The sequence below is a fragment of the Deinococcus sp. Leaf326 genome, from assembly GCF_001424185.1.
Lineage (GTDB): Bacteria > Deinococcota > Deinococci > Deinococcales > Deinococcaceae > Deinococcus.
The window spans coordinates 391,059-403,723 of the sequence record NZ_LMOM01000001.1 but is presented as its reverse complement, the minus strand read 5'-3'; the positions used below and the strand labels follow the sequence as shown (position 1 = coordinate 403,723).

At 70.3% G+C, this 12,665-nt stretch carries 11 protein-coding genes; 1 reads left to right on the top strand and 10 read right to left on the bottom strand.

All coding sequences use genetic code 11. The features are described from left to right. Positions 1–100: 100 nt before the first annotated feature. The 10 genes from ASF71_RS02015 to ASF71_RS01970 all read right to left on the bottom strand — a co-directional run bounded on the left by ASF71_RS02015 (position 101) and on the right by ASF71_RS01970 (position 8,965). Complete coding sequence (locus ASF71_RS02015; protein WP_056294023.1) at positions 101–1,021, bottom strand: ROK family protein; 921 nt, start codon at positions 1,019–1,021, stop codon at positions 101–103. A gap of 136 nt (positions 1,022–1,157) precedes the next feature. After that, a complete protein-coding gene (locus ASF71_RS02010) occupies positions 1,158–1,523 on the bottom strand; it encodes a hypothetical protein (RefSeq protein ID WP_056294020.1) in 366 nt (121 codons plus the stop codon). 251 nt (positions 1,524–1,774) lie between these two features. Next, entirely contained in the window at positions 1,775–2,095 is a 321-nt protein-coding gene (locus ASF71_RS02005) for a hypothetical protein (protein WP_056294017.1), read from the bottom strand. A 35-nt stretch (positions 2,096–2,130) separates the two neighbouring features. After that, entirely contained in the window at positions 2,131–3,642 is a 1,512-nt protein-coding gene (locus tag ASF71_RS02000; protein ID WP_056294012.1) for a DUF4127 family protein, read from the bottom strand. Between the two features lie 6 nt (positions 3,643–3,648). Further along, positions 3,649–4,416: a S9 family peptidase gene (locus ASF71_RS01995; RefSeq protein ID WP_056294008.1), complete on the bottom strand. Its 768-nt coding sequence runs from the start codon at positions 4,414–4,416 to the stop codon at positions 3,649–3,651. Continuing rightward, positions 4,413–4,940: a histidine phosphatase family protein gene (locus tag ASF71_RS01990; protein WP_056294005.1), complete on the bottom strand. Its 528-nt coding sequence runs from the start codon at positions 4,938–4,940 to the stop codon at positions 4,413–4,415. Before ASF71_RS01990 ends, ASF71_RS01995 begins: the two co-directional genes overlap by 4 nt. A gap of 169 nt (positions 4,941–5,109) precedes the next feature. Beyond that, positions 5,110–6,489: an FAD-dependent oxidoreductase gene (locus ASF71_RS01985; RefSeq protein ID WP_056294002.1), complete on the bottom strand. Its 1,380-nt coding sequence runs from the start codon at positions 6,487–6,489 to the stop codon at positions 5,110–5,112. Beyond that, positions 6,486–6,989, bottom strand: coding sequence for an NUDIX domain-containing protein (locus ASF71_RS01980; protein ID WP_056293999.1), 504 nt, complete (start codon positions 6,987–6,989; stop codon positions 6,486–6,488). Before ASF71_RS01980 ends, ASF71_RS01985 begins: the two co-directional genes overlap by 4 nt. Beyond that, entirely contained in the window at positions 6,986–7,927 is a 942-nt protein-coding gene (locus tag ASF71_RS01975) for a carbohydrate ABC transporter permease (RefSeq protein WP_056293995.1), read from the bottom strand. Before ASF71_RS01975 ends, ASF71_RS01980 begins: the two co-directional genes overlap by 4 nt. Before the next feature lie 105 nt (positions 7,928–8,032). After that, positions 8,033–8,965, bottom strand: a complete 933-nt coding sequence (locus tag ASF71_RS01970) for a carbohydrate ABC transporter permease (RefSeq protein WP_056293992.1) — start codon at positions 8,963–8,965, stop codon at positions 8,033–8,035. 168 nt (positions 8,966–9,133) lie between these two features. On the opposite strand from ASF71_RS01970, the gene ASF71_RS01965 reads away from it, so the two are divergent. Then, positions 9,134–12,574 (top strand): DEAD/DEAH box helicase, encoded by a 3,441-nt coding sequence (locus ASF71_RS01965; RefSeq protein ID WP_056293988.1) that lies wholly within the window; start codon positions 9,134–9,136, stop codon positions 12,572–12,574. Positions 12,575–12,665 lie beyond the last annotated feature (91 nt).

Below are 12,665 nucleotides of genomic sequence, written 5' to 3'. Positions count from 1 at the left end.
GTGCAAAGAGGCGCTGTCAGCCGCTCTTTTTCGGCGTTTTGGGGCGTGAGTTCGGTGGCCGAACGGCCCTCTCTTCCTGCCGTTTGTAAAGAGTGGGGGCTCAGCCGCCGGAGCCGGTCCGGCCGGCCCACAGCGCCGCGCCGATCAGGCCCGCGTCCGCTCCCAGTTCGGCGTGGACGACTTCGGGCCGGTAGCGCGGCGCAAAGGCTGCGAGCGCGCCGCGCACCCGCGCGAGGTAGCCGCCGCGCAGGCCCACGCTGCCGCCCAGGGCCACCTTGGTCACGCCCAGCAGGGCGGCCACATCCGCGATCTTCCAGGCGATCAGGGCGGCCGAGTGGGCGTAGGCGGCCTCGGCGTCTACGTCGCCCGCCTCGGCCGCGTCGCACAGGGCGCGAGCGTCGGCCGAGCCGAGCCGTTGGGCCTGGACCCCCAGGGCCGTGCCGCTCGTCTCGAACTCCAGCGCGCCCAGGGCATAGGGGAGCCCCGGCACCGCGTGTCCGGTCTGCCACGCGGCCGGCACCGATACGAACCCCAGTTCGGCGTCCAGCCCATTGCCTGCCAGATGAAGCTGGCCGCCCAGGACCAGCCCCGCGCCGACCCCGGTGCTGACCGTGACGAACATGAAATCCCGCGTGCCCCGCCCGGCTCCGGCCGCGTACTCCCCCCAGGCGGCGGCGCGGGCGTCGTTCAGGGCGCGGGTGCCGAGGCCTAGCGCTGCACCCAGTGTGTCTTCCAGCGCGATGTCGGTCCAGCCGGGAAAGGTATGGGTGGCCGTGGCCGTCACGCGCCCCCCGGCCACGGCGCCTGCACAGGCCACGCCCAGTGCGCCCGCCCGCCCAGCCAGGGGTCCCGCCAAGGCGGCAGCGGCCGCGAGCACCACGTCCGGCGTGGCGGGCCTGGGGGTAGGGGCCTGCACGCGCTCCGTGATGCGGCCGCTCTCGACCAGCGCGGCCCGCATGGAGGTGCCGCCGATATCCAGCGCGAGAAGAGAAGTGGGCGGGACGAGATCGGCGGAGGTCATGCCCCTATTCTGAGGGCACTAGCGCTGCGCCCCCTGGCCGTTGTGTGGGCTGGGCCAGGGCTGTAAGGAACCGCTCCTGCGTATCTGGGAAAGAGTTTCAGGACCGTCCTTGCCGTTGTAGGAGGGCCTCAGCGTCCTACGGACAGGCTAGTTTTATAGCGATAGACCCCAGCTTGTGACCATTGCTGTCAGAAGACCAGGTGCGCTGCACCGAGACTGCTCCACCTTCGCTGAACGTGAAGACCTGAGACCTGGAGCTTCCCGAAGGTGACGCGCCCTCGGTGATTCTTTCTTCGATCAGGCGTTGATTCGTGAGGCAACTGCTCGCCTGATCCAGAGCCAGAAGTTTCGAATAGACCTGGTAGTCCCTGATTGCCTGGGCGCCCGTGACCCGCTGTGCCAGATCACCGACGGCACTGACCTGACCGATGCTCCCAGCCAGAACGAGGGCTGTCAGGCGCTTGAACGACGTGATACTCCCGAAAAGTGTAAAAAATTTCATATTCAAAATTTAGACGGCGCTTCTGATGCACACCTGAAATTGGGTTCGCTGATGGTCTGAGAAGGCCATTGGCCTCCAGAGGCTTTCCGGTGACCTGGAATTTAGGTGTGTTAGACGAGAAACTGGCTACGGTGGCGGGGTGGATGAAGCACTCGTCCCGCCCCTGGATCACGCTGGCCTTTCTCCGACCGTCAAGCTCCCGATGCCCGTTCAGACGGCGGCACAGAGTTTGCCCAACACGGATGACCCGGTTATTCGGCCACGACCCGCCCACCCCGGCCGACCACGAAGTGCAGGCCTGCCTCGGCGTCAGCCGACGCGCTCTGGCCGGCGACCTTCAGGACCACGCGCCGGGTGCCTTCGTCCAGCGGCGCGTGCCAGGTCTGGGTGGGCCACAGCGTGGGCAGGGCGACGCACGACTCGGCGCAGACCTGCACGTCGCGCAGCACGGCGCCGCTGTGGTTGGCGACCTGCACGCCCCCGCCGGGTCCGGCCAGCATGGCAGCCCAGCCCCCCAGCGTCAGCAGAAAGAGGAGTCCGCTCGCGGACCAGGGGGCAGGGCGTCGCCACATGCCCCCAGCATGACGCCTGGACCTTCAGCGCCGCGTCAGCCTTTTGGCGCACCTTCTCTCACGTTCAGGGGAAAGACGCCCGTGAACAGCCGGGGCCAGGCCAGATGCGCCTCGCCGGGCTCCAGTGTCAGGCCGCTGTCGGCAAAATGAGCGGCCCAAAGCGCCTCCATCCGGGGAAGTAGGCGGGTACGCAGTTCGTGCTCGGCGTCGGCCCGCGCGTCGCCCAGGTCGAACGGACTCGGGTGGCCCAGCGCGGCGCGCACCTCCGGCCGCACGAAGGCCTGATACAGCGCGTCGTCCACCATCCGCGAGAACAGTGCCCCAGCGTGCTCGGCCCGGTCACGCACCAGCCCGGCCAGCGCCCCGAACGCCACGGCCGATCCCAGGGTGTTGCCGGCCGTGTTCCATGCCCCGTAGCCGGCCAGCCGGGCCAGCGGAAGCCCCTGGAGCAGCCCCCACAGCCGCCGCTCGGCTCCGTTGGGGTAGGCGATGTCGGCGAGGCTCACGGCCCGGCCCGCGTCCATGTCAGCGCGCATGGCGTCCACAAAGGCGGGCAGGTGCCGCCAGGGCGTGTTCACCGTGGCGAGGTCGGGCTGCACGTTTGCCTGTCGCTGCCCCGGCGTATTCACCGCCAGCACGAAGTCAGCCTCCTGCACGCTGTCGGCCGGCACGCACCCGGCGGCGCGCAGGTGCGCGCGGATCAGCTCGCCGGCGGGGCGGTCCTCGTAGATCATTCCGGCTGAGGCGCCGAGCGTGCCGCTGTACCGTACCCAGGCCCGCGCGGGCGGCAGGCCGTGCCGGACGGCGCGCGTGACCAGGGCGCAGGGCACCTCGTCGGCGCCGGGGTAGGTGTCGAAGCGCGTCCAGACCCCCAGTTCGTCGGCCCGCGCCTCCAGCAGCCGGCGGTCGTAGGCGGCCAGCCCGTACTCGGAAGTGTCGTCGAGCGTCAGGCACAGGTGTTCCAGCGTGCCTGCCGCCAGCAGGTCCAGCGCCGCGAGGTGCAGCGCCCGGTTGCGCTCGCGGGTGCCTGTCCAGTCGGCCAGGATGTCCGGCGGGATGGCCCGACGCGCGTCGTCGAGGGCCGCACGCCCGGCCTCGCCGTGGCGGGCGTGACGGTCGAAGGCCGTGCTGTAGGCGCGTAGCTCGCGGCCCCACTTGCCGTAGTAGGGCTTTTCCTCGTGTGGGTCGTCGTCATGGGCCACCCGCACGACCACCCCGAAGGCGTAGATGCGCAGCGCCGGGTGCCGCGCCTTCAGTTCGCGCACTATGTCCAGCCGCGCCAGGGCGGTGTCCAGTGGGTCGTCCACCCGCCGCGCCGGAATCATGCCGCCCAGACACAGGGTTTCCAGGCACATGACCAGTGCGTCGGCGGCGCCGGCTTCAGCGCGCAGCCAGCCGCCCAGCGTGGCCGGGTCGCCGGGTGTATAGAAGTCCGGCAGCGCCCCGGCGGGGGGCACGCGCACCTCGGCGCCGGTCATACGGGCCAGGGCAGCGGGCAGCTCCAGCGTGGGTGGGCGGGTGTCGGGCGGAACGAGCAGCAGGCGCATCGGCCGTTATTCTGCCCGCAGGAAGGCCAGCGCCGCGTCGCGCATATGGCGACTGGTGTAGTGCCCCACGCCCTCGAAGGTGGCAGCCGTGAAGGCCTGGGGGCACCCGGCCGCCGCGTAGGCGGCTCCCAGGGCCGCCGCCGTGGGGGCATGGTGCGTGGCCAGCGCAAAAACCGGGTCGCTGTCGCCACTCGCCAGCAGCAGCGGTGTGGGGGGCAGGTCGGCGGCGTGCGTGTTGGGCCGGTGCTCTTCCAGAAAGGCGCGCAGTTCGGGCCGCCCCACTTCCGGCTCGTGCCATACCCCCGAGGTAATGAGGGCCGCCGCGCGACACAGCCCGCCCAGGCGCGCGAGGGTGAGGACCACGTAGCCCCCCATGCTCGACCCCACGGCGTCCAGGGGCAACGGCCCGAATACCTGTGCCAGCGCGCCGTGCAGTGCTGGGGCCTCGGCCACCGTGCGGCGCACACTCTCCCACACGTATTCGCGGGCGTTCAGCCCCTCGGGGGTGTCGCCCTGCCGCTCGCCGTGGAGGGCGCCGTCAGGCAACACCACGCCTAGCCCCGCTGCCGTGAGAGCGGCGTACACGCCCAGCTTGCCCTCTTTGTTCGCTCCGGCCCCGTGGTGGACCACGCACAGGCCACGCAGGGGCTGTTCCTCGGGGGGCAGTTCCAGCAGGCAGGGAATGCCGGCCAGGACGCGGCGTTCCACGCGGTAGGGCTGCCCGTCCGTCATCGGCGTGGCGTGCGGGTCGGCGGGATTGAAGGCGCGGGTCATGGGTCCAGTCTGAAGGGTGGGCGGCCGTCCGGGGGCAAAACCCAGACGTCCGGCGAGCGCAGCGCCGCCCAGCCGCCGTAGTCCAGGCCCAGCGCCAGGGCGAGCAGGTTGCCGTGCGAGACGACCGCCACGGCGCCGCTGGGGTCGCGGGCGTCGGCCAGCGCGTCCAGGATGCGGGCGCGGGCGGTCCGCCCCGATTCGCCGCCCGGCCACCGCAGTCCCGGCCACAGGAAGCTCAGACGCAGGACTGCGCGCCAGTACGGCAGGTCACGGCGGCTCAGCACGCGCTCGGTCAGGCGCGGATCGGTCCGGAGGTCCAGGCCCAGCTTGTGTGCCGCCGGCCGGGCGGTCGAGACGGCGCGGGTCCAGGGACTGCTCACGATCCCGGTCAGACCTGATCCGGCCAGACGGTCCGCCAGGCCCTGGGCGGCCGTCTCACCCGCCGGGGTCAGGGCGGCGTCCGGGGCTTGCCCGGTCGCCTGGGCGTGGCGCACGAGCAGCAGCGTACCGGGTGGAAGGCTCAACCCGGTCCCGTCCCACGCGCCCAGCGGATCAGGCGCATCTGGCCCGAGGGGTTCACTCGTCCTCCATGACGTGAATCTGCGCCCGGTGGTGGCTGGGAGAGGGAGACCCCGGTACGGCGAACGGCGAGGCCGTGTTCCAAGCGTCACCACGGCTGCCTGCCCGTATCGTTCACAGATTGCCTCCCCGGCGCCGCAACTCGGTCTGCAGGGCCGTCACGTCCACCGCGCGCACGTCGCCCGGAAACGTTGCCGACCGGGCCGCCCACGCCGCCGCGACGCCGGCCGCCTCGCCCATGCTGTGGCAGTTCTGCTGCACACGGATGGCCGACTGCGCCTCGAAGGTGCTGCTCGCCGCGCGCCCCGGCACGAGCAGGTTGTCCACCCCCTGCGGCACGAGGCTGCGGTAGGGAATGTCGTGCCAGGCGTCGGGGGCGAAGTACGGCGCGCTGCCCTCGCGCTCGTGCAGCAGCCGCGCGCCGCCCCGGACACTGTGGATGTCCACCGGGTAGTGGTTGCGGCAGATGACGTCGGGGAATTTGACGCAGTCGAGCAGATCGGTGACCTTCAGTGTGTAGTCCCCCACGATGCGCCGTGAGTCGCGCACCCCCACCATCGGCGCGACCACGCCCAGATACGCGCCCCCGCACCCAGGTAGGGAGCGGCGGCAGAAGGCCAGCAGCCGCGTGATGGCCGCCCGCCCGTCGGTCTGGGCTGCCGAAAGCTGCCAGGGGTCGGTGGCGTCGTTCAGGTCGGCGCGGATGCGCGGGCAGTTGAACGACAGTTCGCCCGGGCGCCCCGGCACACTGAAGCCCTGGAAGTAGTCTCCGTCGCGCTCCTCCAGCACGCCGGCCGCCACCGCCTCCCGGAACAGGCCCTCCAGGCTGGACCTGCGCCCCCACACCATCCAGAAGTGCAGGAAGCGGGCCGAGTCCTGTTCCTGGCCCTGCGCGTTCAGAAAGTCGCGAAGCCGCTCCACGTCCACCCCCGCGAGCGTGAAGCGTAGGCTCATGGCCTGATGAATGCCGTCCTCGTCGCCTGCCTGGAAGGGCACGCCTGCGAGCGCGGCCACGTCGGCGTCGCCCGTCGCGTCTATGAACACGGCGGCGCGCAGGGCCTGGAGGCCGCCTTTGTTGTGCACGACCAGCGCGCCGATCCGCCGGCCTTCCAGCAGCGGCTGCACGACCTGGGTGTGGTACAGCACCTCGCCCCCGGCTTCCTGTAGCAGCTCCTCCAGCACGAATTTCAGGCCCTCGGGGTTGAACCAGTTGTCGTTGCCGTGCGTGTCGGTCGCGCCGTCGCCGCGTGCGCGCAGACGGGCCTTGAGCTCGTCGGTCAGGCCCCGGTTGAGGTTCTCGCCGCCCGACACGTTGCGCATGAGCGGCGTGACCCAGGCGTTCGTGCCGGTGCCGCCCAGGCTCCCCTGCGCCTCGACGACGAGCACCCGCGCTCCCGTTCTGGCCGCCGCAATGCCCGCGACCGCCCCGGCAGTGCCGCCCCCCGCGACGATCACGTCCCAGGCGTGCGGGTCGGTGCGGTAGGGAAGGGTCATGACGGCCCGCTCAGATAGAAGGCGAGAGCTCCCTGCGTGAGCCAGTCGAAGTCGTCGGGCTGCGCCAAAAAGCGCCTGTGCAGGTCGGCTAGCGGTAACCAGACGTGCCCGCCCGCTGCGTCTCCCCGCGCCGTGAGCGTTTCCTCGGCCCGGACGCGGAAGGAGAAGCCCACACTGTCTACCGGGCCACGGGTCGTCTGGTACACGAACGAGGGCGAGAGGCACTCCACGTCGGCGCTAACTCCCTGGTAGGCCTGGCGCCGCACGTCGTCCAGAAAGGTGGTGACGGTCAGGCCGGTCTCCTCACGCACTTCCCGCTTTAGGGCGTCGATGATGCCCTCATAGGGGTCGAGCTGACCGCCCGGAAATTCCAGTCGGCGAGCCTCGCCCGCCTTCTCGCGCCGCTGGAGCAGGAGTTCTCGGCCGCCCGGCCCCTCCCGTTCGATGATGGCCCGCGCGTTGACGTAGAACTTCAGCTGCGCGGCGAACAGTCCCCTCACCCCTTCACCGCCCCCTCCAATCCCTTCATGAAGTACTTCTGCCCGAAGGCGAACACGATGAGAATGGGCACGACCGTGATGACCGCGCCCGCCATCACCGCGCGGCTGTTCGTCGAGAAGGTGCCCGAGAGTTCGAGGAGCCCGGCCGAAAGCGGCATCAGGTTCTTGTCGGGCAGCATGATGCGCGCCCACAGAAAGCTGTTCCAGTACGCCACGAATTCCAGGATCGAGAAGGCGACGATGGTGGGCAGCGCCAGCGGCAGCATGACGCGCCGCCAGATGGTCAGCTCGCCCGCGCCGTCGATGCGCGCGGCCTCGACGAGTTCCTGCGGCACGCCCAGGTACGCCTGACGCAGCAGGAACAGCCCCACGATGCTGGCGATACCCGGCAGCACCACCGCGAAATACTGCCGCAGGGCGTCGAGCACCGGATGGGTCTGTTGCAGCAGCCCGAGCTTGATGGTCGTGATGTAGTTGACGATGAGGCCCGCCTCGTTGGGCAGCACCATGAGGGCCAGAATCGCGTAGAAGATCAGGTCGCGGCCCGGAAACCGCATCTTGGCGAGCGGGTAGGCCGCCAGGGTCGCCAGCGTGACGGTCAGCGAGACTCCCAGCGTGCAGATGATCAGGCTGTTGAGAATCAGGCGCCAGAAGGGCACGGTCGTGCCGCGCAGCACCTCGGCGTAGTTGCGTAGGCTGATGCTGGCCGGCAGCAGCTTGGCCTGATAGATGTTCCCGGTCGACTCCAGGCTGGTGATGAAGGTCCAGTAGAAGGGGTAGAGCATGATCAGGGCGATCACGACCAGAACCGCGTAGGCCAGGACATTGGCGAGGCGGTTGCGCCGTTTCTTGCGCGCCTTGAGCTGGGCCGCCGCGCTCGCGTGCGCCGCGGTGGGGGTCGCCGTCCGGGGAGCGGTCTCGAAAGGGCTGGAATTCATTCCTGGACCTCCCTGAACAGCGCCGGAGGTCCGTCCACTGCGCGCAACCCGTCGGTCGCTGCTTCCTCCGCCCGGAACAACGGTGCGGCTGTGTTCTGCCAGGTGTTATGCATCGGCCCGCCCTCCGCGCGTCAGCTTGAAGTTCAGCAGACCGAACAGGATGCTGATGACCGCGATGATCAGCCCGGCGGCGGCCGCCAGCCCGTACCGGAAGTCCTGAAAGGCCCGCGAGTAGGTATAGAACAGCGCCGAGTAGGTGCTGCCGGCGGGGCCGCCCTGGGTCATCACGTAGATTTCCTCGAAGACCTTGATGGCGCTGATGGTCGAGAGCAGGCTGCACACCAGGATGGTCGGCCGCAGCCCCGGCAGCGTGATGTTCCAGAAGACCTGCGTGCGGGTCGCGCCGTCGATCACGGCCGCCTCCTCGAGCTCGGGCGCGATGCTCTGTAGGCCCGCGAGGTACAGCACCATGTAGTAGCCGATGCCCTTCCAGAGCGTCACGAACATCACGGCGTACAGGGCGGTCGCCGGGTTGTTCAGCAGGCTGCCGCCCCGGTGCAGGCCCAGCGCGCCCAGCACGGCGTTCACGGGACCCTCCTGCTGGTACATCCACGACCAGATCAGGCCCACGACCGCGAAACTCGTGACCACCGGCACGTAGTACGCCGTGCGGAAAAACCCGATGCCCTTCATGGGCCGGTTGACCAGCAGTGCGACCAGGATGCTCAGCACCTGGATGACCGGCACGACCAGGATGTATTTGAGGCTGTTGCGCAGCCCCGACCAGAACTGCTCGTCGCGCATCAGCTCGCGGAAATTGTCGAGCCCCACCCACTCGGGGGGGCTGATGATGTTGTACTTGGTGAAGGCCAGGTACGTCCCGAAGATCACGGGCCAGGTGTGGTACAGCACGAGCAGCGCCAGAAAAGGCAGCATGAAGGCGTAGGCGATCAGCGTGTTGCGGGCACTGCGCCGCGCGCCGGAAGCGCCTGCACGGTGCTGATCGCGGCGCGAGGCACGCCGGGACGGGGTAGTCATGCGGGCAGTCTAGAGCCCGGTGGGCCGGGGGCGGGCCCGGACGTGAGGCCGCGGTGTGAACGCCGCGCCGGCGAAGTGTGGTGTGCGCGCGCGGGGGCGGCGCAAACGCGCTAGACTTCAGGATGTGTTTGTTGCCGCCAAATCCATGCTCACCCCCCGGGTGAAGCCTTGAAACTCAGTCGCCTTCCCCCTGGGTTCGGGCTGGACGCGGCCGCACAGGCTCTGGCACTGCGCCAGGAGTCGGTGTCGGACATCACGCGCGAGTGGACCGACCTCGGCTGGCGCGCCGGCGGAACGGTGCAGGACGCCGGGACCGACTACCGTGCCAGCGCCGACCTCGGCATGCCGCCCGAGCCCAAGCTGCTGGAGTCGTCGTGCAGTTGCGGGCGCTACCGCTGCCGGCACGTCGCGGCGCTCGTGCTCTCGGCCGATCCGCCCGACACGCCCCGGCCCGCCGCACTGGCGCAGGCCTCGCCCGACTCGCTCGATCCCCGCTTGCGGCAGTGGCTCGCCGGTTTCGAGCCGTCTCCCGAGGCCACCGGTGGGCGCGGGCGGCAGTACGAACTGCGCTTCCTGCTGCGGGTCGGGCAGGTCACGGTACGCGGTATGCCCGCCCAGATGCGCCGCGCGACCCTGCAACTCGTGCGGGTGCCGCTCATCTCGGGGGTGCCCAATCTCGCGGCGGCCGAGAACTACGCGCTGCCCAAAAAGATCACGGCCGCCCCCGCCTTCGTGCAGCGCGACGCCGACGCCCTGCAACTTCTCGAAGTGGCGGCCCAGCCTGCCCACGCGCCGGGCCGCTGGGAAGAGACCCTGTACGCCCTGAGCGACCACCCGGCGACCGCGCTGCTCCTCTCGACGCTGCTTGCCGCCGGGCGGCTGTGCTGGGGCGGCGCGTCCTCGCCCCTGACCCCGGCGCTCAGCCTGCGCGGCGTGCCCGGCTGGCTCACCGACGAGACGGGCGCGCAGTACCCGTCTCTTATCGTGCCGGACGTGCCAGGCGCGGTCGTGCTGCCCTTGGCCCGACCCTGGGCCGCCGACCCTGCCCGGCTCACCCTGGCCCCGGTCGAGGTGGACGGCCCGCCCGAGCGTACGGCACGCTTTCTCTCCGGCCCGACCGTCACGCCCGCGCAGGCGACCGTCCTGGCCAAGGTGATGGCGAGTTCGGCGCTGCCCCTGCCCGTACCTCTGCCGCAGGGCCGTGACCTGCGCGAGGAAAAGCTGCCCTTCACGCCGCAGCTTCACCTGTCCGGGCGCAGCGTGCCGGTCACGGTGACCCACGGCGTGCCGGCCGGGGTCCCCGCCCTGCCGGGGCTGGGCAGCCCGGTACTCTCGACCGAGATGCTGACCCTGCCAGTGGCCGAACTGCGCCGCGCCTACGGCGGCCTGGAGGTGCGCGAACCGGCCACCAGCCTCAGCAGCGGCGGCTTGGGGGCCGAGCTGCCTGACCTGACCCTGACCGTGCTGCGCGGCGGCGAGCTGCTGCGCGTGCCCCGTGACGTGCGCGGCGAGCGCCGGGCCATGCGGCGGACGTCGCAGGCGGGCTTCGACTCGCTCGAGCTGACCTTTCCCGAATACGCCCTGCCGGGCCACATCGCGCCGCTGCTCACTCTGGGCGGCGAGGAGGCGTGGCTGGATTTCCTGCGTGTGGGCGTCGAGGACCTGGAGGCGGGCGGCATTAACGTGGTCGTGCATCCCGAGTTTCCTCTGCGCTTCGCGGAGGTCAGCGACTGGTATGGCGAGGCCGGCGAGACGGGCGGCGGCTGGTTTACCCTCGACCTCGGCATCGTGGTCGACGGCCAGCGCGTGAGCCTGCTGCCGGTACTCGCCGACCTGATCGCCCGCCAGCCCGAGCTGTTCACCCAGAGCGCGCTGGCCGAGCTGAACGACGACGAGACGATCTTCGCCACTCTGGACGACGGCCGCCGCGTGCCGCTGCCGGCCGGCCGGGTGCGCTCGATCCTGAGCGTGCTCGTCGAGCTCAACCTGCGCGACCTGCCTGCGGGGCCGCTGCGGCTGCCGCTGCTCGACGCCGCGCGCCTCGCGCAGCTCGAGGGCGCGGTGCAGGCCCGCTGGATCGGGGCCGAGCGCCTGCTCGACCTGGGCCGCCGGCTGCGCGACTTCGGCGGCATCCGGGAAGTGGAGGCCCCGCCGGGCCTGAACGCCGAGCTGCGGCCCTACCAGCTTCAGGGGCTGGCGTGGCTGCAGTTCCTGCGCGAGTACGAGCTGGGCGGCATCCTCGCCGACGACATGGGGCTCGGCAAGACCCTCCAGACCCTCGCGCACCTGCTCACCGAGAAGCTCGCCGGCCGCCTCGACCGCCCCGCGCTCGTGGTAGCGCCGACGAGCGTGATCGGCAACTGGCAGGCCGAGGCCACCCGGTTCACGCCGGGGCTGCGGGTCCTGACGCTGCACGGCAAGAATCGCCGCGAACAGTTCGCCCAGCTCGGAGAGGCCGACCTCGTGCTGACCACCTACCCGCTGCTGCCGCGCGATATTGACGAACTGGGGCAGCACCCCTTCCATTACGTGATTCTCGACGAGGCGCAGAACATTAAGAACGCCAAGACGGCCGCCGCCAAGGCCGCCGGAAGTCTGGACGCCCGGCACCGCCTCGCCCTGACCGGCACGCCGCTGGAAAACCACCTGGGCGAGCTGTGGTCGCAGTTCAACTTCTTGGCACCGGGGCTGCTGCACGATGAGAAGACCTTCCGCGAGCTGTACCGCACGCCCATCGAGAAGCGCGGCGACCCGCACCGGCGCGCCGCGCTGGCGGCCCGCGTGCGCCCCTTCATCCTGCGCCGCGAGAAGCGTGACGTGGCCCGCGAACTGCCCCCCAAGACCGAGATTCCGGTGCGTGTGACCCTGGACGGCGACCAGCGCGACCTGTACGAAACTGTGCGCGTCACGATGGAAAGTCGCGTGCGCGAGGAATTGCGGGCGCGGGGGCTGGCCCGCAGCACCATTGCCATCCTCGACGCGCTGCTCAAGCTCCGGCAGGCCGTCACCGACCCTCGGCTCGTCAAGCTCGACGCGGCGCGGCAGGTTCAGGGCAACGCCAAACTCGACTGGCTCTCGGCCAATCTACCGCAGATGGTCGAGGAAGGCCGGCGGGTGCTCATCTTCAGCGGATTCGCCACGCTGCTCGGGCATCTCGAGGATCTGCTGCGGGAGCACGCCATTCCCTACAGCAAGATCACCGGGCAGACGGTGGACCGCCAGCGCCAGATTGACGCGTTCCAGGGCGGCGAGACGCATGTCTTCCTGATCACCCTCAAAGCGGGGGGCGTGGGGCTCAACCTCACGGCGGCCGACACGGTCATCCACTACGACCCCTGGTGGAACCCGGCGGCCGAGGAACAGGCCACCGACCGCGCCTACCGCATTGGTCAGGACAAGCCAGTGTTCGTGTACAAGCTGATCGCGGCCGGCAGCGTCGAGGAACGTATCCTCGACCTCCAGGCCCGCAAGGCCTCGCTGGCACAGGGCATCCTGGACGGCGGTCTCAGCGACGCCACGCAGCTCACGACGGGAGACCTCGACCGCCTCTTCGCGCCTCTGGCCGACGAGGAGGAGGACGAGGAAGAACGCGTGGTGCAACGAGCGTAGGCGGGATGCAAAACAGAGAACAGACAGCTCCGTTTCGACCGGGCTGTCTGTTCTCTGTTTCTTGGGGCCAGAAAGGCCCGTCCAAGTTCGG

Excerpts from the sequence above, each read along its gene's own strand:
- ASF71_RS02000 (WP_056294012.1), bottom strand. The coding sequence starts at position 3,642 with ATGCGCCTGCTGCTCGTTCCGCCCGACACCCGCCCACCCACGCTGGAG.
- ASF71_RS01985 (WP_056294002.1), bottom strand. The coding sequence starts at position 6,489 with ATGACCCTTCCCTACCGCACCGACCCGCACGCCTGGGACGTGATCGTC.
- ASF71_RS02010 (WP_056294020.1), bottom strand. The coding sequence starts at position 1,523 with ATGAAATTTTTTACACTTTTCGGGAGTATCACGTCGTTCAAGCGCCTG.
- ASF71_RS01970 (WP_056293992.1), bottom strand. The coding sequence starts at position 8,965 with ATGACTACCCCGTCCCGGCGTGCCTCGCGCCGCGATCAGCACCGTGCA.
- ASF71_RS01975 (WP_056293995.1), bottom strand. The coding sequence starts at position 7,927 with ATGAATTCCAGCCCTTTCGAGACCGCTCCCCGGACGGCGACCCCCACC.
- ASF71_RS02015 (WP_056294023.1), bottom strand. The coding sequence starts at position 1,021 with ATGACCTCCGCCGATCTCGTCCCGCCCACTTCTCTTCTCGCGCTGGAT.
- ASF71_RS01995 (WP_056294008.1), bottom strand. The coding sequence starts at position 4,416 with ATGACCCGCGCCTTCAATCCCGCCGACCCGCACGCCACGCCGATGACG.
- ASF71_RS02005 (WP_056294017.1), bottom strand. The coding sequence starts at position 2,095 with ATGTGGCGACGCCCTGCCCCCTGGTCCGCGAGCGGACTCCTCTTTCTG.